Annotated in this window: 18 protein-coding genes and 3 pseudogenes; 7 read left to right on the top strand and 14 right to left on the bottom strand. The window is 68.2% G+C overall.

Annotation, left to right across the window (positions count from 1 at the left end; genetic code table 11):
- Positions 1-722: 722 nt before the first annotated feature.
- The 11 genes from ABT112_RS18390 to ABT112_RS18340 all read right to left on the bottom strand — a co-directional run bounded on the left by ABT112_RS18390 (position 723) and on the right by ABT112_RS18340 (position 9251).
- Positions 723-1892 (bottom strand): GNAT family N-acetyltransferase, encoded by a 1170-nt coding sequence (locus ABT112_RS18390; RefSeq protein WP_351510792.1) that lies wholly within the window; start codon positions 1890-1892, stop codon positions 723-725.
- Positions 1893-1903: 11 nt separating this feature from the next.
- Positions 1904-2437 (bottom strand): MaoC family dehydratase, encoded by a 534-nt coding sequence (locus tag ABT112_RS18385; RefSeq protein WP_351510790.1) that lies wholly within the window; start codon positions 2435-2437, stop codon positions 1904-1906.
- Positions 2434-3288, bottom strand: coding sequence for an HpcH/HpaI aldolase/citrate lyase family protein (locus ABT112_RS18380; RefSeq protein ID WP_351510933.1), 855 nt, complete (start codon positions 3286-3288; stop codon positions 2434-2436). The genes ABT112_RS18385 and ABT112_RS18380 overlap by 4 nt, the downstream gene beginning before the upstream one ends.
- A gap of 5 nt (positions 3289-3293) precedes the next feature.
- Positions 3294-4319: a 4-hydroxy-2-oxovalerate aldolase gene (gene dmpG, locus ABT112_RS18375; protein ID WP_351510789.1), complete on the bottom strand. Its 1026-nt coding sequence runs from the start codon at positions 4317-4319 to the stop codon at positions 3294-3296.
- A complete protein-coding gene (locus tag ABT112_RS18370; RefSeq protein WP_351510787.1) occupies positions 4316-5206 on the bottom strand; it encodes an acetylating acetaldehyde dehydrogenase in 891 nt (296 codons plus the stop codon). The genes dmpG and ABT112_RS18370 overlap by 4 nt, the downstream gene beginning before the upstream one ends.
- 25 nt (positions 5207-5231) lie before the next feature.
- Positions 5232-5810 carry a 2-keto-4-pentenoate hydratase gene (locus ABT112_RS18365; protein ID WP_351510785.1) on the bottom strand — a complete coding sequence of 193 codons (579 nt, stop codon included), beginning with the start codon at positions 5808-5810 and terminating at the stop codon, positions 5232-5234.
- Between the two features lie 11 nt (positions 5811-5821).
- Positions 5822-6067 carry a hypothetical protein gene (locus tag ABT112_RS18360; RefSeq protein WP_351510783.1) on the bottom strand — a complete coding sequence of 82 codons (246 nt, stop codon included), beginning with the start codon at positions 6065-6067 and terminating at the stop codon, positions 5822-5824.
- A 3-nt stretch (positions 6068-6070) separates the two neighbouring features.
- The gene (locus tag ABT112_RS18355) at positions 6071-6841 is read right to left on the bottom strand and encodes an NUDIX domain-containing protein (protein WP_351510782.1); all 771 of its coding nucleotides are present in this window, start codon (positions 6839-6841) and stop codon (positions 6071-6073) included.
- 331 nt (positions 6842-7172) lie between these two features.
- Entirely contained in the window at positions 7173-8048 is an 876-nt protein-coding gene (locus ABT112_RS18350; protein ID WP_351510780.1) for a DUF6415 family natural product biosynthesis protein, read from the bottom strand.
- Positions 8049-8271: 223 nt separating this feature from the next.
- Complete coding sequence (locus ABT112_RS18345; protein ID WP_351510778.1) at positions 8272-8760, bottom strand: DUF6415 family natural product biosynthesis protein; 489 nt, start codon at positions 8758-8760, stop codon at positions 8272-8274.
- The gene (locus ABT112_RS18340; RefSeq protein WP_351510776.1) at positions 8760-9251 is read right to left on the bottom strand and encodes an ATP-binding protein; all 492 of its coding nucleotides are present in this window, start codon (positions 9249-9251) and stop codon (positions 8760-8762) included. The genes ABT112_RS18345 and ABT112_RS18340 overlap by 1 nt, the downstream gene beginning before the upstream one ends.
- An 890-nt stretch (positions 9252-10141) precedes the next feature.
- Between ABT112_RS18340 and ABT112_RS18335 the strand changes: the two genes are divergently transcribed.
- Together ABT112_RS18335 and ribD are read left to right on the top strand one after the other, a co-directional pair.
- Complete coding sequence (locus ABT112_RS18335; RefSeq protein WP_351510774.1) at positions 10142-11359, top strand: helix-turn-helix domain-containing protein; 1218 nt, start codon at positions 10142-10144, stop codon at positions 11357-11359.
- Between the two features lie 39 nt (positions 11360-11398).
- Complete coding sequence (ribD, locus tag ABT112_RS18330) at positions 11399-12115, top strand: bifunctional diaminohydroxyphosphoribosylaminopyrimidine deaminase/5-amino-6-(5-phosphoribosylamino)uracil reductase RibD (protein WP_351510772.1); 717 nt, start codon at positions 11399-11401, stop codon at positions 12113-12115.
- A gap of 168 nt (positions 12116-12283) precedes the next feature.
- Here the strand turns inward: ribD and ABT112_RS18325 are convergent, their stop codons facing one another.
- The gene (locus ABT112_RS18325) at positions 12284-13156 is read right to left on the bottom strand and encodes an NAD(P)H-binding protein (protein ID WP_351510770.1); all 873 of its coding nucleotides are present in this window, start codon (positions 13154-13156) and stop codon (positions 12284-12286) included.
- Positions 13157-13278: 122 nt separating this feature from the next.
- Here ABT112_RS18325 and ABT112_RS18320 point away from each other — a divergent pair, with 122 nt between their 5' ends.
- Both ABT112_RS18320 and ABT112_RS18315 read left to right on the top strand, forming a co-directional pair.
- The gene (locus ABT112_RS18320; protein WP_351510768.1) at positions 13279-14250 is read left to right on the top strand and encodes an Lrp/AsnC family transcriptional regulator; all 972 of its coding nucleotides are present in this window, start codon (positions 13279-13281) and stop codon (positions 14248-14250) included.
- A gap of 92 nt (positions 14251-14342) precedes the next feature.
- Positions 14343-14617 (top strand): annotated as a pseudogene (locus ABT112_RS18315) (Tn3 family transposase); the annotation flags it as partial.
- Positions 14618-14755: 138 nt separating this feature from the next.
- Here the strand turns inward: ABT112_RS18315 and ABT112_RS18310 are convergent.
- Positions 14756-15163, bottom strand: a complete 408-nt coding sequence (locus tag ABT112_RS18310) for an acyl-CoA thioesterase (RefSeq protein WP_351510766.1) — start codon at positions 15161-15163, stop codon at positions 14756-14758.
- A 111-nt stretch (positions 15164-15274) separates the two neighbouring features.
- On the bottom strand, positions 15275-16663 hold the full coding sequence (locus tag ABT112_RS18305; protein ID WP_351510764.1) for a helix-turn-helix transcriptional regulator: 1389 nt from the start codon (positions 16661-16663) through the stop codon (positions 15275-15277).
- A 1311-nt stretch (positions 16664-17974) separates the two neighbouring features.
- On the opposite strand from ABT112_RS18305, the gene ABT112_RS18300 reads away from it, so the two are divergent.
- The 3 genes and pseudogenes from ABT112_RS18300 to ABT112_RS18290 all read left to right on the top strand — a co-directional run.
- Positions 17975-18226 carry a hypothetical protein gene (locus tag ABT112_RS18300; protein WP_351510762.1) on the top strand — a complete coding sequence of 84 codons (252 nt, stop codon included), beginning with the start codon at positions 17975-17977 and terminating at the stop codon, positions 18224-18226.
- Positions 18227-18228: 2 nt separating this feature from the next.
- A pseudogene (locus tag ABT112_RS18295) lies at positions 18229-19099 on the top strand (hypothetical protein).
- Positions 19099-19327, top strand: a pseudogene (locus ABT112_RS18290) (ATP-binding protein); the annotation flags it as partial. The pseudogenes ABT112_RS18295 and ABT112_RS18290, both read left to right, overlap by 1 nt.

Genomic DNA, 19327 nt, shown 5'->3' with positions numbered 1-19327 from the left:
CTGAGCGCACGTACGAGGAAGCCGAAGCCATCCGCGGTCGTCATCAGCCCTGGAGGGCTCGCAACCGGAAGGTTTGGGACTTGTTCCACGCGGTGACCAGCGTTGTCATCAGCCTTGGAGGGCTCGCAACGCGCCGACCTACGTGTACATGCAGGTCGCCGACCACGTCGTCATCAGCCCTGGAGGGCTCGCAACGTGTCCGAGGGGATGACGCTCCGCAGTCGCACGCCGGTCGTGATCAGCCCTGGAAGGTTCGCGCGCGACATCACTCATTGTTCTCACTTAGCGGCGGATCGCAGTCAAGTCCGCCAGGATCCCCCTTCGAGAGATCGTTCGAGTGTTCGACGGGTGGAAGTGTGAGATCAGGCAAGTAGCGCTCATCGGTGTGGCTGCTGCCGCGATGCTGGTCAGCAATGCACCAGGTGCAGCCCAAGGTGCCCCGAGAGACGTGTCCGTCAGAAAATCAGCAACCTCCTGCTGCCGCCTCGGCCACTGGGGTGAGTAGCTAGGGGAACTGCGACGCCCAGCTCGCCCGAGCCCGCGCAGCGGGAAGCGGTTCCCGGGTGCAACGACCGGACGAGCCCGACCAGTGCGGCGCTCCCGAGTTCCGGCCGCGCTCCTGACGCTGGGTGACGACAAGGCGTACTACGGCGTATCGGGAGAGTCCGGAACGGACTTCCAGGTCGCCGCGCCCGTACTCGCCACCGTATCGCTGGGGCCAGTCAGAAGTGGTCGGGCAGCCAGGGTTCGTAGTCCGTTGTGGCGCGGATCAGCTTTGTGAGGGCTTCACCGGAGGTGGCGGCGACTCCGGCAAGGTGCGCGGCGGCGGCTGTCCGGAAGCCTCCGGCGTACCAGACGGCCAGCTGCTGGCGGGTGAACTTGACCTCGCCGTGGCGGTGGGTCGCGGTGAGGTGGCCTTTGCCGTCTTTGACTTCCAGCAGGTACTGGTCCCAGGTTCCTCCGTTGTCGTTTTCGATCTCCACGGGGAGCGCGAGGGTGAGGTCGTCGGGCCAGCCGCGCAGGCGTACAGCTTCCGGGAGGTCGTGGATGCGGAGCATCCAGGGGTGCCAGGCTTCTGCTGTCGGCCGGTACCGGTGCAGCTTGTGCAGCAGCGCCGGGTACGGGGGGAGGACCGAGCGCCGGAAGTGGACGGCGGTGGCGCGGGTGTGGTGGCTCCCGAGGAACGCCATCATCGCGTCGACCGTCACCGCGTCTGCGGCCCAGAAGTCGTGGACGGTCAGGTCCATTCCGTGTCGGTGGTGACGCTTCATGGAGATGGACAGCACGCCGGTGGTGCTCTGGTCCGGCCCGAACCGGTAGGTCGTCAGCTGGCGTTTGTCGTCCAGCCAGGCCGGCCACCAGCGCGGGCGCTGCACGGGCCCGTTCCACTGTTGGGCCAGCCTCTGGTGCAGCGCCAGATCGTCGCTCGACCGGCCGTGCTCGATGTTCAGGCCTGGGCTGGGGAAGGCGCGCCCGAGGTCTTCGGTGGGGATGGACCAGGCGAACACCTGGGTCGGGGCCTGCCATCTGAGGGTGCGCAGGTAGCGGCTTGAGGTCGACCAGATGGTGGAGATCACTGCTCCCTGGTCGCGCAGCGGGCGGAGCCGCTCGGCGAGCAGACGGCCGGCGAGGCGGTCTCCGCGTTCCTCGGGGGCGACGCACCCGGCGCCCAGGAGGGCGGAGGGGACGGCGGATCCGCCGAAGAACTGGCTCGTGAGGAGTCCGAGGCCGCCGGCGATGACCTGGCCGCGGCGAACCGCAACGCGAAGGTCCGCGTGGGGGCGCAGGCGGATGATGTCTCCCACGGGGTGGCCGTAGCTGCGGGTGGCGAGGGTGTCGTACTCCTGCCACTGGTCCTCGTCGGCTTCCATGATCCGGATCGGATCGGGCATGGTCTGTCTCCTCAGTAGTGGGTCCGGTCGCGGACCGCGTCGGCGTCGAGGGGGACGAGGAAGCTGCGCGTGAAAGTCAGGACGGTGTGGCCGTCGTGGGTGAGGCCGGTTGTGCGGCAGGTGACGATCCCGTTGTGGGGGCGGCTGTTGGAGCGTCTTCGGCCGGTGATCTCCGTCTCCGCGTAGAGGGTGTCGCCCACGAAGACCGGGTGAAGGAAACGGATCTCCTCGAAGCCGAGGCTGGCGATGGTGAGGCCGCTGGTGCTGCGTACCGTCATCCCTCCGACGATGTGCAGGGTGATGGTGCTGCACACCAGGGGGCGGCCCCATTCGCTGTTGCTGCTGTAGTGCGCGTCGGTGTGGATCGGGGCGTCGTTGCCGCCGAGCGTGGTCATCAGGGTGTTGTCGGTCTCGGTGATGGTGCGTCCGGGCCGGTGCTCGATGACCATGCCCACCGGCAGCTCGTCGTAGCCGAGCCCAACGACCTCCCGGTAGCGGTGCTCACCGGTCTGCCGGTACCCCAGGGGTTTGGGGGCTCTGGTCATGCAGACACCTCCTTCGGGGCGTTGTCGCTCGCGCGGGCGAGCAGGGCGCGGGCGGCAGCGACCATGGGAGGGCCGACCATCCGGCCGTGGACGCGGACAATGCGGCCGCCGGCGTTCTCGGCCGCGGCCACCGTGGCCCGGGCAGCCGCGATCTCCTCACGTGTGGGCCGGAACACCGCGGTGACGGCCGGGAGCTGGTCCGGGTGCACGCAGCTCTTTCCGGCGAAGCCCAGGGCTTTGACCTGTTCTGCTTCCCGGCGCAGCCCCTCGTCGTCGTCCAGGTCGAAGTACGGGGAGTCGATGGCAGGCAGCCCCGCGACCGCGGCACTGGTGACGAGCGCGGAGCGGGCGTGCAGCAGCGGCTCCCAGCTGTTGCTGCAGCCGGTGGTGGTGGCGTAGTCGGCCGTTCCGAACAGGAGTCCGGCGATGCGGTCGGCTCTGACGATCGAGGGCAAGTTCTCCACGGCGCGGGGGGTCTCGATCAGTGCATACAGGTGGGGGGTGTAGTCGGGGGTGTCCAGGATCCCGGCGACGATTTCGATGTCGCGGGCGGACTCCACCTTGGGGATCAGGACGATGGGGGGCTTCACCGAATGCGCGGTGAGGGCGGTCAGGTCGTGGATGCCGTTCAGGGTGGCAGGCGAACTGATTCGGACCCCGGGGACGGGGCCGGCCGCAGCGGGGTCGGTGAAGAAGGCGCGGGCGGCCTGCCGGGCGTCCGGCTTGTCCGCCGGGGGCACGGAGTCCTCCAGGTCGACCAGGGCGACGTCGGCCGCGCAGCTGCGGGCGGCCGGAAACCGGTCGGGGGCATGACCGGGGGTGATGATCCACACCCCGGCCGGGCCGGGCATCGGGCTCACCGTCGCTCCCCCTGTGCGGCCAGGCTGCGGACGGCGTCCAGGATCATGTCCTCCTGGCCTGCGGTGACCCTGCGGCGGCCGAGCTCGACGAACACGTCCCAGGGATGCACACCCTCCTGTGCTGCCGCGTTCAGGACGGGCTTTTTGAAGCCGGAGAACACTCCGGCCAGTCCGGACGCGAGGCTGGTGGAGTCGATCGTCGGCGGAGCCGGCATGAGGGTCTGCTCCGCGAGGTCAGCGGCGTCGGCCAGGAGCCTCAGGTCGATTCCTGTGCTGTGGCCGTAGCGTTCGAGTACGGCCACGAGAACTTCCAGCTGGGTGTTGCCCGCGCCCGCGCCGAATCCGCGGGCGCATGCGTCGATGATGCGGGCACCGGCTGCGACGGCGGCGACCGAGTTGGCCACGGCCATGCCGAGGTTGTTGTGGCCGTGGAAGCCGACGGGGATGTCCACCGCGGCAGTGATGGCGGTGATCCGGTTCGTGACGTCTTCGGGCAGGTAGTGGCCGGCGCTGTCGAAGAGGCAGACGGCCTGCGCCCCGTAGTCGGCCATCAGGGCGCACTGTTCGGCGAGCTGGGCGGGGGAGGCCATGTGGCTCATCAGCAGAACCCCTTGGGCCTCGGCGCCCAGTTCACGGATCACGCCCAGGTGGCGCTCGGTGACGGTGGCTTCGGTGGCGTGTGCCCCGACCCGCACTACGTCCACCCCGTGGTGTACCGCCTGGCGCAGGTCGGCGGAGGTGCCCCAGCCGGGCAGCATCATGACGGCCATCCTGCTGCTGGTCAGCACCTGGCGGGCGGTGGCCAGCATCTCGGCGTCGCTGAGTCTGCCGTGGCCGACCTGGTGGGAGGAGGCGCCCAGCCCGTTGCCGTGCCCGATCTCCACCACGGGCACACCCGCGGCGTCGGCCGCGGCGGCGTAGGCCTGGATCTGCCCGCGGTCGAGCTGGTGGCGCACGGCGTGCTGACCGTCCCGCAGCGTGGGGTCGTGCACGGTCACGGCGGCATGCTCGGTCGGCGTCATCGGGCCAGTTCCTTCAGCGCGGCGGGGGAGAGGGCGTGCTGCTCGGCAGCGTGGATAGCGGCGGCGCTGATGACCTCGAGGTTCCCGGCGTGGACCGGGAGACGGCCGCGGGTCGCGGTGACCTCGATGACCAAGCGGACGGTGCCGTCGGTGACGGTGCACGAGGTCACGCGGTAGCCCGGGACGAGGACCCGCATCGCCTCTTCGGCTGCTTCCACGATGGCCCGGAGCGGGCCCTGCTCGGCGGCTGTTGTCACGAGGGTCGTCGTGATGCGGAACGGTGGCGCAGGGTCTGCTGCGGAGATGTTGAGGATGGCCTTGGCGGTATCGGCCCGGGTGAAGTGGCGCAGCGCGCTCTGGGTCGTGCCGATGTACTCGTCTAGGTTGAGACGGCTGGCCCGGCCCACGCTCACGCTGGCAGCTGTGGCCACCATCTCGACGTATCCGGGCCGGTAGTGCTGCGCGATGGCGTGTAGGACGGGGATGGATGCCTGCCCTCCGCACGAGACCAGGCCGATGTGCTGGTGCGCGGCAGCCTGCTCGCCGTTCACGGTCGGCACGATCAGCTCGCCGGCACTGGTGGGGGTCAGGTCGATGAGCGTGGCGCTGGTCCGGGACAGCCGGGCCCAGTGGTCCGGGTGCTCGAACGCATTGGTCGCGTCGAAGACCACGTCGAAGTGCTGGGCCGAGTCCAGGACCGCGGCGACTCCGCCCGCGGCCGTGGGACAGCCCAGCTCGGCCGCCTGGGCAAGTCCGCGGCTGGTGGCCGTGCGGCCGACGACGAGCCCGCAGTCAAGGTGCGGGGAGTGGCGCATGCGTTCGATCAGGTCGAGACCGAGTAAGCCCGTGCCCAGGACGGCCGCGGTCAGCCGAGTTTTCGCTGGCATGTCTGCTCCGGTTTGTCGGTGGAGGTCACAGAACCCGTACGTCGACGGGCGGAAGAGCGGTGGATGTGGCGCGGTAGTGCGTGCCCGGGGTGAGCGGGATGCTCGCATGCACTGAGCCGGCCAGAACGATGTCCCCGGCGTGCAGGGTGGTGCCCAGAGCGGGCAAGCGGTGTGTCAGCCAGACCAGGGCCAGGAGCGGGTCACCGAGGACGTCGCGCCCTTCGCCGGTTCCTGCCACATCCCCGGCGGCGGTCACGGTGATCTGCTCGGCGGCAAGATCCAGCGCCGGGCCGAAGGGGACCGGGCCGCCGGTGATCACCGCGGCGCAGGCCGCGTTGTCGGCGATGCTGTCGACGAGCGTGATGCCCCAGGTGGTGAAGCAGGTGTCGAGGATCTCGAACGCCAGGAACACCTCCGCCACGGCACAGCGGACCGTGGCGAGATCCGCGGGTTCGCTCAGGTCGCGGCCGAGCCGGAAGGCGATCTCGGTTTCGATTCTCGGGCTCATGAAATCGGCCGCATGCAGCGCGGATCCGCTGGACGCGACCATGTCCTGCAGGATGAAGCCGGAGTCGGGTTCGTCGATGCCCATCTGCTGCTGCATGGCCCGTGAGGTCAGCCCGATCTTGTGACCGGCGACCGGTTCCCCGCCGCCGCCCGCCGCTGAATGTTGATCTGCTGGACCCGGTAGGCGTCGGCGAGGGTCAGGTCCGGGAAGCGTTCGGACAGCAACGGGACCGGGACACCGGAGCGGGCCGCCTGGGCCAGTTCGCCCGCCAGCCCGGCGAGGACCTGCTCACCGTGGAAAGTGGGATCCGGCGATCGGTCCTGGAGCCGGGGAGCGTCTGAGGGTCTGCCCATCTGCTACCTCCGGTCGGGGGTCGGGCCGGGCGCCTCGGTTCCGGCGTGGCGCGCGGCGAGCAGCGGAAGGAAGTCGGCGGTGTGGCCCCCGAGAGCCCTCACATCGGCCGGAGACCCGACGAACGCGATCCGGTCCAGCTCCGGCGTGCGATCCTGCGCACGCTCGGCGCAGACCAGCGCGGCGTACTCCTTGTCGAGGACGTCGGCTCGGCAGGCCGGCGCACGGAAGTGGACGCCGATGTTGCCCTTGTCGCCGCGAGTCACCGCCCACAGCGCCAGGTCCTGGGCCGGGAGCGTGCGCCCGATTTCCTCGGTGAGCTCGCGCGCGGCATGCCGACGCAGGTCCTCAAGGCCGAGGACGGCCCCGGGGGCGGGAGGTTCGAGGGTTCCCCCGGGCAGTTGCCAGCGTCCGGGTGCCGCAGTGGACGGTGCCATGCGCCCCACCAACAGACGGCCGTCGTCCGTGGGCTGGGCGACAGACACGAAGAGCGAGGGCGCGGAGACGGCGAGAACCGGGTCCAGACGCAGGACATACAGGCGGTAGGTCGCCCTGTACCACGTCAGGGTCACAGTGTGTTTGTCCTGCCATTCCAGAGCGGAGCACACCACCACCGGGCCGTCGAAGAGGGACGGGTTCGAGGCGGTCTTGCCCTCCCACAGCCGGTTCATCGCCGCCGTCTGTTCAACGGTCAGCTGGGGCGGCTCCGTCTCCACCAGCTGCAGGTGGCGGACTCCAGCGAGTTCAACTGCTGGGGAGTGGGATGAGCTGGTCAAGCGAACCTCCTGATCGGATGCTCCGGCGGCGAGCACCGGCTCGCCTCCCTGACCCGCTCCCGACCGGTCCCTGTGTGCAGCGGGACCGTGGGGCGGATCAGCGGGGTGAGGCCGGGGCAGGCCCCGGTGCGCAGTTGTAGTCGGGTTACTCGGTTGGAGTGCTGGTCCCTGCCGGGTCCAAGGACATCCCACGGGGGTGGTTCTCCCGGAGGACCACGCTGAATGCGGGCGACGGCCACCTCGCTCTGCTGCCGCCGGGCTTGCTTCCTCTGAGCGATCTGGACGATTCCGACAACGGCGAGCACGAGGTCGGCGCCGGTTGAGATGTTCATCAGCTGCCTTTCGCTGTGGTCTGCTGCGATGACGGCTGGCGCGGGATGCGCGCCTGTGCCTGGCTGAGCGCTCCGACGGCGCTCAGCAGGCTCTGGACGAGGCGAGCGATGTTCTGTGCGCGCTGGGCGGCCACGTGCGGCTTGACTGTCGACGGCAGCGGCGCAAGGTTGAGGCGTCGTGTGCCTTCGCCGAGTGCGGCCCGCGCTCTCACGCTGGCATCCGGGGCCGAGTCCGGGGGGACATCCCGGCACAGGCGGCAGAGGTCGGTGTGGACGACCCGGCCGTATCCGGCGAGCTGTGCGGTGATGTTCAGCGCGACGTCCGTGGCTGGGAGGCCGTCGGTCACGCCCCATGCGAGCACTCTGTCGATGGTCGCCTGGATCTCGATCTTGTCGGGGAGGGCGGGAGCCAGCCATGCGATCACCTGGTCCGCGGTGAGGATTCCGAACTGCCAGGCGCGCGTGACCAGGTGGGACCGAGTGCGGGCTCGCAGACTGGTGAGGAGAGCGCGGCCATCCGCGCGGACCTCGGCGACCGGCCGGTCCAGTTCCGCGGCCATCTGCTCGGCCCCTGCGCCCCGCGCGATGAGCGGGACCAGGTGACGCTGCTCGCGCGGCAGGAACAATGCTTCGGGGTCCAGTAGCGGCGGGCGGGTGATGGCGTTCGTGGTGTAGCCGACGGCGACCGCGGTCGGGGTCTCGCGCACACAGTGCAGCTTCCGCTTCGCGGTCTTGAGGTAGCCCGAGGCGGTGCCCTCGCTGATCTCGAGGCTGCGCGCGACCACGCCGAGAGCGCTGCCGTTGGCCAGGCCTGCGAGAACCTGCTGCTCTCGGGGCGCGAGGGAGACCTTCGCCACGGTCCTGGTGGTCGTCACTTCAGCTCCTTGGCGTGGGTGGGGGAACTGCGGGGACAGGTCGGAGAACCGCTCTCGTCGGCTGCCGAGTGCTCGCGCGCAGCGTGAGTTAGGAGAGACGGCCGGGGCCCGCCCGACACGGGGGTGCTTCGCCTCCGCTGGGGAACATGCGGAGCCGGGTCTGCGGCGTCGGGCCGGGGCCGGGCCGCGGGACACGGCCCGACGTCTGCGATGGGCGACGTCGTCATTCGTCGTCTCCCATCAGGTCCAGAAGATCGCTGATCACCATGGCGTACCGCCGCAGGTGCGACAGCGCCTGATCCGGGGCCGGGCGTTCGTCGCGCAGGGCGAGCAGGCGGCGCAGCTCATCGGTGGGGTATACCGCGACGCGGTGCGGGGCGATCTGTATGAGCTGGGAGGTGGCCCGGCGGAACTGGTCGGTGATCCGCGCAGTGTCCGCAGGGCTCAGCGGAGCAACCCCGGACGGCCGGCTCGGCGGGAGGGGCAGGCCGAGGCGGGCTAAGAGACCGGCAAGCCTTCGGCCGCGAATGGGGGTTGGTGCGCCGGGGCGGCCCCTGAGGATTTCGTCGAGGGCGTCGATCAACTCCTCGCTGATCCCATCGGCCGAGAGGGATCGGGACAGCAGGTAGACGATCCTGTGTTGCACCGCCGCCTCGGCAGTGACCGACTGTCCCAACAGTGTGGCGGCGGTGGCGTCATCGACGGCGACCATCACAGCCTCCCGGCAGGGAGCAGGAACTGACACCAGGTCGTCCGGCCGCCGTTGCTCGTCCCCCACGCCTGTGAGAGGACGGCGATGAGAAACAGGCCTCGGCCCGACAGGGCGTCATCGTCTACGCTGCGCAGCTCGGCGGGCACGGGGCTTTCATCTGTGACCTCGATGCGCAGGTCCTCGCGGGAGCACCGCACCCGTAGGTCCACGGCACCGGTCCCGTGCTCGATGGCGTTGGTGACCAGCTCGGAGACGGCGAGCACGGCATGGTCGGCCAGTGGACCGGGCAAGTCCCACAACCGCATATGATCTGCTGTGACCTGGCGCATGTCGGCCACGCGGGCCTCGTCCGGGGCGAAGGCCACCGCGAAGCAGCGCTGGATCTGCGCCTCTTCCTCGACCGCGGCAGCCGATACCAGCGATGTATTGGTGCACATCGGGGCCTCCCAGGTGGTCAGTGCGGGGGAGCCGTCCGCCCCCGGGCCGGTCATGGCCGACTCGCTGTGATCTCGGCCGTCACTAGCGCGACACAGCAGACGTGCTGTTCGATCAGGACGAGTTGGAGCTCGTACTCCTCGCAATGTGGTCGGCGGCGCGCCTGCTGGGTTCGGGCCTCGCTTCCCCACGGGTGGTGCAGCTCGTCGCTCAGCGCCCCCTCGTGCCCGTCGCTTCGCTTCGGTCAGCTTGCGATGGCTGTTGTCCAGCAGTTGTTGGACGACGCTCGGCGCGCTCAGGGCACCGGGGTGGTCCATCGGCACCGACCAGTACGAGCGGAAGCAGTCCGGATGGTTGAGTCCCGGCCGGGGCACGCGAAGATGGCTCCCCGGCCCAAGGCAGCCCGTGTGGGACGAGGACCACCACTGCCAGGTGCTCGCCGGAACAAGCGTGTAGTACCACTCCGCGTACCGATCGAAGAAGACAGGCCCGCCCTGCAGCGCAGCCGCCAGATGGGTGTCGACCCGGCCGGGGTCGGAGGTGCCCGCAGCGGCGCGGACGGCATGCCCAGGTACTCGGATCGCTGAGAACAGGCTCCCGCACCTCAGGAGAGCGCTGCCGACTTCGTCCCACGCCTGCCGTGCCTGCTGCCGGTCGCCGGCCGCGCAGAGGAGCCACGTCCCCACAGCCGAATCGATCTCCGCTCGGGTATGCACCAGGACTCTGGGCTCCTGATAGGCGGGCGTCAGCGCCTGCTGTCTGCTGTCCATGCTGACCTCCCGGGGGATATCGCCGTGCGCCCAGACAAACGCACCCTGGGCCAAGCCGACTTGCCCGCATGCATCACCCGCTGCGGATATGCAGGAATTGCATACGCATGCACGGCGCGGCCACTACGTTGGGTATCCCTTCGGAATCTCTCTGCCACCGCACCCCAGGACCGGATATGGCGCAGGCACCGCAGCACCGCAGCCCCGGCGAGGCCATCTCTGCCGCCCGACGTGACCGCGGATGGACTCAAACGCAACTCGCCGACATGTGCGGCTACAGCCAGTCGACCATCAGCCGCCTGGAGCGTGGCCGCCAGTCCGCGAAGGACATAGACGTGCTCGCGATGGTGGCCGACCGGCTCGGGATTTCTCCAACTCGGCTGGGGCTGGCCGATGACACACCGCACAATGCAGCCGTGAATCACCCTCAGAACCGTCGACGCTTCCTCGGTACAGCCGCCACCCTGGGTGTGCAGATCGCCTCGCTCGGCAGCGAGCGCAGCCGACCCATCAACCCCGCGGTCATCGGGCACCTCCGCAGCCTGCGCGCCACACTGGTGCAGTCCGACAGCCTGTACGGTCCGCACTGCGTAATCGGAGCCGTGCGGGACCATCTCACCGTCATCGAGCAGCAACTCCTTCCCGCCGCCGGCGGGAACCTGCGCGTCGAGATGCTTCAGGCCGCCGCGGAGTGGGCCGAGTTCGCCGGCTGGCTGCACGAGGACCTCGGTCAGCCAGAGTTCGGACTCTGGTGGTCCGACCGCGCCATGGAGTGGGCGCAGGAAGCCGATGACCCCGTACGCCAGGCATTCATCCTGATGCGCAAAGCCCAGCAGTCGGTCAACCTGACGCAGCAGCAGCGGGCGATCGGCCTCGCTTCAGCTGCGCTGCGCGTTCGCGGCGATGTGCCCGCACGCATCCGAGCATCCGCTCACCTTCAGCAGGCGCACGGCCACGCGCTGGCCGGCGACGACACAGGCGCTTCCCGTGCCATCGAGTTCGCCTACGGCCTCGTCGGCAAAGGCCGCGAAGCTGAGACTGATCAGCTCGGCGGCTACTGCGTGCCCGCCTATGTTGATGCCCAGGGCGCTGCCTGTCAGCTTCGCCTGGGGAAGCCGGCGAAGGCCGTTGCCTCCTATCAGCGGGCCCTGCGCGACTGGCCGGATAACTACCAGCGCGAGCGTGGCTTGCACCTGGCGCGACTCGCCAGCGCTCACGCTGCTGACCGGGCGCCGGATGCTGCCTGCTCCGTCGCATTGGAAGCGCTGGAGATCACCCGGGAGACGGAGTCCCGACGCACCACGGCGGAGTTGCGCCGAGTCGTCACCGCGCTCACGCCGTGGCGACGAACCACGAGAGTGAGGGAGCTGGCGGAAGCCGTCGCTGCCGTGTGACTACGCTCGCCGGTACCAACCACCGTGGAGGGGACACCGATGGGCATCAGGGAACTGGTCGGCACCGACGAGTGGCAGACCGCCGAGGGCAGGCCGTACGTCGTCTACAAGTACGCGGCCACCCTGGACGGGCGGATCGCAGCGGCGGACAGCACCAGTCAGTGGATCACCAGTGCACAGTCCCGTGCCGAAGTGCATGAACTGCGCGCGGCCTGCCAAGCAACCGTCGTCGGCTCCGGCACTCAGCAGGCGGACAACCCGCACCTCGCGGTCCGGTCCATGCAGGACGACCCCAGCCTGAAGGTGGCCGTTCCTCTTGACCAGCAGCCGTGGCGGGTGATTGTCGACACCAATGCCCGCACCCAGGCCGGGGCTCGGGTGCTCGATGAGGCTGCACCGACGATCATTGCCGTGGCCGAGGACGCAGATGCCTCGCACCTGGATGACCTGACCACGGTCGTGCGGCTGCCCCGTTCAAAGGCAGGCCTGGACGTGGAGGCCCTGCTGGGCGAGCTCCACCGCCGCGGCGTGCGCGCCGTTTTTCTCGAAGGTGGACCGACACTCGCGGCGTCTTTCGTGTCGGCAGGGTTGGTCGACCGCATCATCGCCTACGTCGCACCCGCTCTCCTCGGCCGCGGTAAGAGTGCCCTTCAAGGCGGCACCATCGAGACGATGGATGACATCCTCCGCTGCGAGTTGCTGGACGTTGCACAGTCCGGCCCAGACGTCCGTCTGGTTGCCCGACCGCATCGCTGACAGACCTGGCCCTCCGCGGGGAGGCATTGTCGGCACCCGACCCTACGGCCGGGTGCCGACAACGCCTCCCCGCCCCCGGCGCCAGGGCCCTCGCCGTGTGCGCCAGACCTGCTCTTGTCCTCACCCCTGTATGGCGGCCATGTTCGAGCCGAGCGGGTTGGCACAGGGTCACCCGAAGTCGGCGGCGTGGTCGGACACCCATTGGCGGTAGGTGCGGGCGGATGTGCCGGTGACCGTTTCGACTGTGGAGGTGATGCTCGGGCGAGGGGCGGCGAGCATGTCGGCGTAGCCGTCGAGGAGGGGATCCACGAACGAGTCGGGGAAGTTGTCGTCGGCCAGGAGTCGCTGGCGTGCTTTCTCGCGGGACAACTCTTGCCACTGGAGGGGACGGCCCAGCATCTCGCCGATGGTTCGCACTTGCTCGGCTTGGGTGAGGACCTCGGGGCCGGTCAGGTGATGGACGGCATGATCGTGGCCGTCCTGGGTGAGGGAACGTACGGCCACGGCGGCGATGTCTGCCTCGTGGAGGAGCGCCATGGGTACCGCTCCGTAGGCTCCCTGCACCACGTCACCGGCCCGGATCTGATCGGCCCACCACAAGGTGTTGGTGGCGAAGGTACTGGGGCGCAGGTGGGTCCAGGCGAGCCCGGACTGCGCGATGAGGTGTTCGACGTGCCCATGGAACTGGCCCACGGGGTGGGGCTGCTGCTCGGGGGCGAGTCCGTCCCGGACGGCGCCGGACGACAGGAACACGACCCGGGGGGTGTGCCGCTTGATGGCATCCACGACGGTGGCAGCCGGATCGGCGCTGTGGAAGGGCCACATCAGGAATACGGCGTCCACGCCTTCCAGAGCCGCCTCCAGTGCGGCGGGGTCGGCCAGGTCCCCCTGCCGCACCTCGACCCCATCGGGAAGCCCGGCAGCGGGGTTGCGGACCAGCGCCCGCACCTTGCAGGTGGTGGCGGCGATGAGTTGGGACACCACCTGTCGGCCCACATTGCCCGTTGCCCCGATGACGAGGATCGTGTTCTTGGCAGTCATCGACGTTCTCCTTGCCTGTGCTGCACCGGCGCGCCTTCATCCGTCACGATCACCGGTACGTGGACCCGATGCCGGCCAGCAGCTCATGAATGCAGGATTCCGTCATGCAATAGCCTGAATCGATGGATACCGTCACACTGGATGCGACTGACCGTGGCCTGATCCACGCCCTGCAGATCGAAGGGCGCGTGTCGTTCCGCGCGGTCGCTGAGGTGCTGGGCGTCTCGGAGAACACCGTCGCCCGCCGTTACCGGCGACTTCGGTCGACCGGCTTGCTGCGGGTCGTCGGAGTGGTCAACGGGGTACGGCTGGGCTACACGTCCTGGACGCTCCGGGTGCAGTGCACTCCTGATGCGGCCGGCTCCATCGCGAGCGCACTGGCGGCCCGGCCCGACACCTCCTACGTGCACTTGCTCTCCGGAGGCACGGAGATCTCCTGCAACGTCCAGACACCAACCGCCGCCGACCGCAACGCCCTGCTGCTCGACAAGCTCTCTCGTACCAGCCGCGTCACCGCGGTCTCCGCGCATCTCATCCTGCGCGCCACCGCACTGCCCATCACCTGGGCGGGCTCCGCTTGGCTCACCGAGGAACAGGCCCGCACACTCCACCCCGCGCCCACGTCCCCGGCCGCCGGGCCTGTCGCCCTCGACGAGCAGGACCGGGCCTTGCTGCACGTCCTCGCCCGCGATGGACGGGCCAGCTACGCCGAGCTCGCCACCGTCGCGTGCAACGCGGACTCCACCGTCAAACGCCGCCTGGACGCACTGCGCCGGAACGGAATCCTCACCTTCATCGTCGACGTCGCCCCAGCCGCTCTCGGCTTCCCTACCGGAGCGCGGCTCTGGATGTCCGTGCAGCCCTCCCGGCTCTCCGACGTGGCGCTGGCCATGGCCGAACACCCAGAGGTCTCCTTCGCCGCCATGACCACCGGCCCCAGCAACCTTGTTGCCGCTGTCAACTGCCGTGATGCCGAAGACTTGTGTCGCTACCTCACCAAACGCGTAGCCGCACTCGATGCCATCCGTTCCATCGAGACCGCCCCCGTCATCCGCACGCTCAAAGGCGCGGCAGGGTACTTCCCGACATACTGACCAAAGCAACCCTTCAGTTGAACCGGAAACCGCTTGAGGCGAAGAGCATGGGTGGAAATTTCGAAGAGCCCCATCCTGCTCGCCGTGGTCGACCGGTCGACGACACCTACCGCTGGCAGATGCACAAGCGGCTCACTGTCCAGGAGCCCCGCCACAAGCTCGCCCGCGACATCTGCCACGGCAAGATGGGCACCATTCACCAGGCGTACCGGGACGGGATGGAAGACCAGCTCGGCTCCCTCGGCCTGGTGCTGAAGGCTGTGGTGCTGTGGTGCTGTGGACGACGCGGTACATCGACGCCGCGGTCGCCCAGCTTCGCGACGAGGGCCACGAGATCCGGGACGAGGACGTGGCCCGGCTCTCGCCGTGAAGTTTCGGTTGGGCGACACGGATCTTGCGGTCCCCAAGACCAAGGTCCAGTGCTTAGCGTTACTGACTGTTCGCTGGTCCCCACGGTCGGAGTCCGGGGTAGGACGTTGCGGTCAGCCGCTGTTGGCCGACTGGATCAACGCTTGGTATAGCGAGCGACGAATGCCCGTTCCGTCTCAGAGAGTCGCCGTGGAGCCCTCGTGTCGAGGTCATAGGCGACAATCTTGGTGGTGGCTTCGACGTACAGCTGCTCGGCATCACTGATCGCATAGGCGAGTTCAAAGGTGGCGGCGGAAGTCTTCGTGACCCAGACATGCACATCGACGGGTTCGGGCCCGTAGAACAGTGGGGCACGGTAGTCGATGACGGTTCGGCTCACGACGAAGGCATTTGGTCGGGTCCCTTCTTCGTTCGTGGCGACGACGTCTTGGAACATGCGCGTTCGGGCTTCCTCCATGTAGCGGAGGAATTGCGCGTTGTTGACGTGACCGTAGGCATCGGCGTCGCTCCAGCGCAGGGGGCAGGCATAGGTGTACTCGTGCACGGGACCGGATCTTTCTTCAGACTACAGAATGGACGAGCAGGCATAGCGCATCAGGGCAGGCGACGCAGTGCAGTCCAGCACGCCTTCCCCTGCCCGGACTTTGCCTGGGAATCACGAGACGAGTTCGGATTGGACTTCGCCGGATATGTCTCGGGGAGTATGCGGCGCTGGCTTGTGCCCGCCCAGGTCTCGCTGGATTTCGCGCAAGAGACTCTGCTGCTGGTCGAGTTCACTGAGGAGCTGTTGGACACGGACGACAGCAGCCTCGGGGGCAGCTGGCAAGGCGATCCGAGTGAGCCTCTTCAACTCGGCACGTGCCTCACCGTGTATGGCGGCGGGCGGCACGCGGGCAATCAGTGTGGAGGGCGATACTTGAGAGACGCCCCATTCGCCGGGTGCTTCCTCAACCGCCCAGACCACATTGCGAGTCGATGGCGACAGCGTCAGCTGGGAGGCCGGCCCCACGAGGCGGCTGAGTGCGGGCAGGGGAATTCCGTCCTTGCCGGCCTTGGCCGCGGCCTCCTCTGCGCTGTCGACCACCAGACGCGCAGTGTGCAGGTCCTTGTCCCGGAGGAGATCGGCTTCTGCGATGCGCGCCTGGGCGCGGCTGCGTTCATAAGCCGTGTTGTGCGTTTCCTCGGCCCATGCGTTGCGTGGGCCGCCCAGCGCATCCCGTTGGGTATCGGGTTCCGCTTCCACCCAGGTCATCACAACGAAGCGGCAGTCGGGCATGATCGCCGGGTATGCCACGTGGCTGACGATCTCGATCGTCTTCCAGCCGAGGGTGGGGATGCTGGCGAGGAAGACGTGGCCATCGCGATGCTCGACGAGGTCGGCGTCCGCGTCCCAGATCTTCTGGATCTCGGGGTTCTTCTTGACGTCCGCGATCAGTTCCTGAAGATCAGTGTCGCCGCCGTGGGTGGTCAGCGCGAAGCGCAGCATCCGGACGAAAACCGCGGCGTGCTTGTGCCAGTCGTGATAGGTGGAACGTCCTTCCGGAGTGGTCAGCGCCCACCTGATGATGTTGGCGCGAGGCTCCATCACCCACGGCCACAGCTCGGCCATGGCCTTGTTGTACGCGAGGATGTTCCAGTTGCGGTCGGACAGGTAGGTCGGCGAGGGCATCTGGCGGTCGATGAGCAGCCTCAGGGCCGGCCCGAGCTCGGGCCGACCGTCAGCTATCGAGGCTCGCAGGTAGGTGCCGACGTTGTAGAGCAGCAGGGCGTGGCGTTCGTCGGCATCCAGCTTCAGTAGGTCTGCCAGGGCGTCGCACTGGGGCTGCGAGAACCGCGGGGTCGCGCCGCGCTCGATGTTGCGGTACGTGCGCTCACCGATTCCCAGGGCACGCGCCAGGACAATCTGGTTGACGCCGGCAGACTTCCGCCACTGCTTCAACATCCCGCCGAAGCCCATGTATTGCCCGGCTACTCCGACGGGTGCCGCAGGTGTGCCCTTCTTGGCAGCCGTGTCGTCACTTTCGGCCCGACGCCTCGCGGCCATCAGCCTCTCCCTGTCATTGCGTTGGCGCGACAGGAGACACTCGCTTTTGGGCATGCAAAAAGAGGGACAGCGTAGCCGCCGCCCCCCGCCCTTAACGTCTCCCCGCTAAGACCATACGCGGTATTGGGACGATCTTGACCATGTGTGGCGGCAGCCACATACTCACGAGAATGTGACTGTCAAGTATTAAACTAAGCCCCGGTGATCGCGCTCTCGATCACCCGCCGAACCGGGTGTCCCGCCCTCGCGCCTGCGCCTGACCTGTGAAACCGGCAAATGTTTGCCGATTTTCGCTACCGCCCTCCAGTGTCGGTCTGGGTCAGCAGTGAAACCGCCCCTCTTGCGCCGTCGAAGTTCCTTACATTCTCTAATCTGCAAGGGAGTTGCGTGCTGATCGGGCACCCTGGCGGATCGTTCGCAACCTCGCGACCTTTGCGGTCAAAACGGGCATACGGTCAGCTTTGACGGAGCCTTTCAGTCTTGGCTTAAATCTTTATGGCCAGCCGATTCAACAGAGCGTTGCGGCATCAGACGCAGGAGGTCACGTGGAGATCGTTTTCGGAGTCCTCAAGTCCAACTCGAACTCTCCATGCCCCGCCTCTGCAGTCAGCCGTCGTCACTGCTGCTGGTTGTAGCGAGTCCTGTCAGGACTTGAGACCGCCCTTGCGCATGTTCCTCGTCGCCCGCCGGGCACCCCGCTCAGCTACATACGGCGGTTAGGAAGCAAACGTGGGTCACATGATCAGGACGGTTCCGTCAACCCCTAAAGCAGCGACGGCATTTGAGATGTAACTCCCAGAAGCCGGACGCCGAAAAATGGCACTCCTGCCCCTCGACAAGGGCTGGAGATTCACCCATCACTGCACCGGCCGGGGGTGCCTGAAAACGACCGTCGGCAGATGGCACCTCCGGCACGGTGGCAGCTCGTTCCCAACCACTGGATCTTGCGAGGGCGCACGCATATGTTGCTGGTGCGCTCGGTGGGGAGCCCACCGGCCGCGTGAACCGCAGAGGAGGCTTCAGGGCGTCATCGGCGCCAAGTGCACAGGGGGCCAAGAGATATAGAACCGGCGCTCAGGAGTCACTAGCTCCTGAGCGCCGGGCCGCCGCCCCGAAGGGCGCGGACTCATAACTGGAGCAGGCCGGCTGGCCTTTTCGACGAGAACGGCCGCCCCGCTCCACCTACGAACAAGGGATTCTTGCATGCCCAAATACTGGAGCGGAAGCGCGCTCCGAGAGCAGAAGCCCCAGGCTGATGCGCCTCTCACCGGCGCTCGCCAGCAGCGCCTGGCCTGCCCGGTTGCAGAAGTGATGCCCGGAGCGTCCACCCTCCGCGCTTCGCAGCGCCAGCCCGGCCAGAGCTGGCCGAGCTTCTACGCCCACGCGTACGACGGCCAAGGGGACGCCATAGCCCTCAACCACACCCAGCGCGTGACGCCGACCCGCTGGGTGATCGGCGCTCATCTCCAACTGACCTGGGATGATGCGTACGGCTTCAGCCTGACCAGCGGGAGCCTACGGCACGCCGCCGAGGTGTACGCCGGCGCCGGCAAGGAGTGCTGACCGTGGCCAGGATCCGCACCATCAAGCCCGAAGCCTTCACCAGCGAGTCGCTCGCTGAGGTGACCGTCCACGCTGAGCGGACCTTCTTCGGTCTCCTCACCCAGGCCGACGACCACGGGCGTCACCGCGACAACGCCGCGATCATCGCAGGGCTGCTGTGGCCGCTGCGTTCCGAGCGCACTCCGGTCCACGTCGAGGACGACCTGCAGCAGCTGGCCGACGCGGCACTGATCTGTCGGTACACCGGATGCGACGGCCGCCGTTACCTCCACATCGTGACCTGGGCCGAGCACCAGAAGATCGACAAGCCGAGCCAGTCCCGCTTGCCCTCCTGCCCGCAGCACCAGGCCGCCGACCGGTGCGCCCCCTGCAAGGGGACCTGCACCCAGCGGGTCGAGGAGTCGCCCACCCCTCCCCGAAGGCTCGCCGAGGCTTCGCCGAATACTCCCCGCGCCCTCGATCTGCCGGCTCAGCCGGCCGCAACGCCTCGCGGCCACGTAGACCAGGCTCCCATCGCCCAGCAGGACGCCTTCGACGGCATGGCTGGCAGGTCTGGCCACGCTGGCATGAAAAACGCAGGTCAAGGCGCATTCGTCGAGTTACGAGCGCCCGCCCAGCGACGTGCTCGGGCACCTCGGGCGGATCACCAAAAAGCTGTTGGGCGAGGGCATCGCTCCGGAGCACATCCGGGCCGGACTGCGGAACTTCGCGGCCAACCCCAAGCACCCGAGCGTGCTGACCAGCATGGTCAACGAGGTCATGAACGCGCGCCCTGGTGGTTTTGCGCGGCCGGGATCTCGGCTTAACGTGCCCGCTCACCAGGCGTGGACCAACCCGGTCGACGCTGCCGCCGCCTACGCCGAGGAGCTGTGATGCGCACCCGTAACCGCGAACCGCAGACCCTCGGTGAGGGCACCTTGGACCGGAGGGCCCGGATCCTGGCCGTCCGCAACATCGACCCGGCCGCCGTCGCCGCGGTGGTCGACGAGCCCGAGCCGTTCTCCCTGCTGGACGCTCTGTCGGCCGGGATGCCCCCGCGCTACCGGGCCGCGGTCGCCGACCACCCCACGGTCCTGGCCTGGGCCCGGGAAGTCGCCGAGG

This window comes from Streptomyces sp. NPDC002055 (assembly GCF_040296705.1).
Taxonomy (GTDB): Bacteria; Actinomycetota; Actinomycetes; order Streptomycetales; family Streptomycetaceae; genus Streptomyces.
The sequence above is the reverse complement of the archived record's forward strand: the minus strand, read 5'-3'. Positions and strand labels throughout refer to the sequence as shown.

Excerpts from the sequence above, each read along its gene's own strand:
- ABT112_RS18340 (WP_351510776.1), bottom strand. The coding sequence starts at position 9,251 with ATGACCGGCCCGGGGGCGGACGGCTCCCCCGCACTGACCACCTGGGAG.
- ABT112_RS18380 (WP_351510933.1), bottom strand. The coding sequence starts at position 3,288 with ATGCCCGGCCCGGCCGGGGTGTGGATCATCACCCCCGGTCATGCCCCC.
- ABT112_RS18370 (WP_351510787.1), bottom strand. The coding sequence starts at position 5,206 with ATGCCAGCGAAAACTCGGCTGACCGCGGCCGTCCTGGGCACGGGCTTA.
- ABT112_RS18345 (WP_351510778.1), bottom strand. The coding sequence starts at position 8,760 with ATGGTCGCCGTCGATGACGCCACCGCCGCCACACTGTTGGGACAGTCG.
- ABT112_RS18360 (WP_351510783.1), bottom strand. The coding sequence starts at position 6,067 with ATGGGCAGACCCTCAGACGCTCCCCGGCTCCAGGACCGATCGCCGGAT.
- ABT112_RS18365 (WP_351510785.1), bottom strand. The coding sequence starts at position 5,810 with ATGCAGCAGCAGATGGGCATCGACGAACCCGACTCCGGCTTCATCCTG.
- ABT112_RS18390 (WP_351510792.1), bottom strand. The coding sequence starts at position 1,892 with ATGCCCGATCCGATCCGGATCATGGAAGCCGACGAGGACCAGTGGCAG.
- dmpG (WP_351510789.1), bottom strand. The coding sequence starts at position 4,319 with ATGACGCCGACCGAGCATGCCGCCGTGACCGTGCACGACCCCACGCTG.
- ABT112_RS18320 (WP_351510768.1), top strand. The coding sequence starts at position 13,279 with ATGGATACCGTCACACTGGATGCGACTGACCGTGGCCTGATCCACGCC.
- ABT112_RS18305 (WP_351510764.1), bottom strand. The coding sequence starts at position 16,663 with ATGGCCGCGAGGCGTCGGGCCGAAAGTGACGACACGGCTGCCAAGAAG.
- ABT112_RS18335 (WP_351510774.1), top strand. The coding sequence starts at position 10,142 with ATGGCGCAGGCACCGCAGCACCGCAGCCCCGGCGAGGCCATCTCTGCC.
- ribD (WP_351510772.1), top strand. The coding sequence starts at position 11,399 with ATGGGCATCAGGGAACTGGTCGGCACCGACGAGTGGCAGACCGCCGAG.
- ABT112_RS18325 (WP_351510770.1), bottom strand. The coding sequence starts at position 13,156 with ATGACTGCCAAGAACACGATCCTCGTCATCGGGGCAACGGGCAATGTG.
- ABT112_RS18385 (WP_351510790.1), bottom strand. The coding sequence starts at position 2,437 with ATGACCAGAGCCCCCAAACCCCTGGGGTACCGGCAGACCGGTGAGCAC.
- ABT112_RS18300 (WP_351510762.1), top strand. The coding sequence starts at position 17,975 with ATGCCCGGAGCGTCCACCCTCCGCGCTTCGCAGCGCCAGCCCGGCCAG.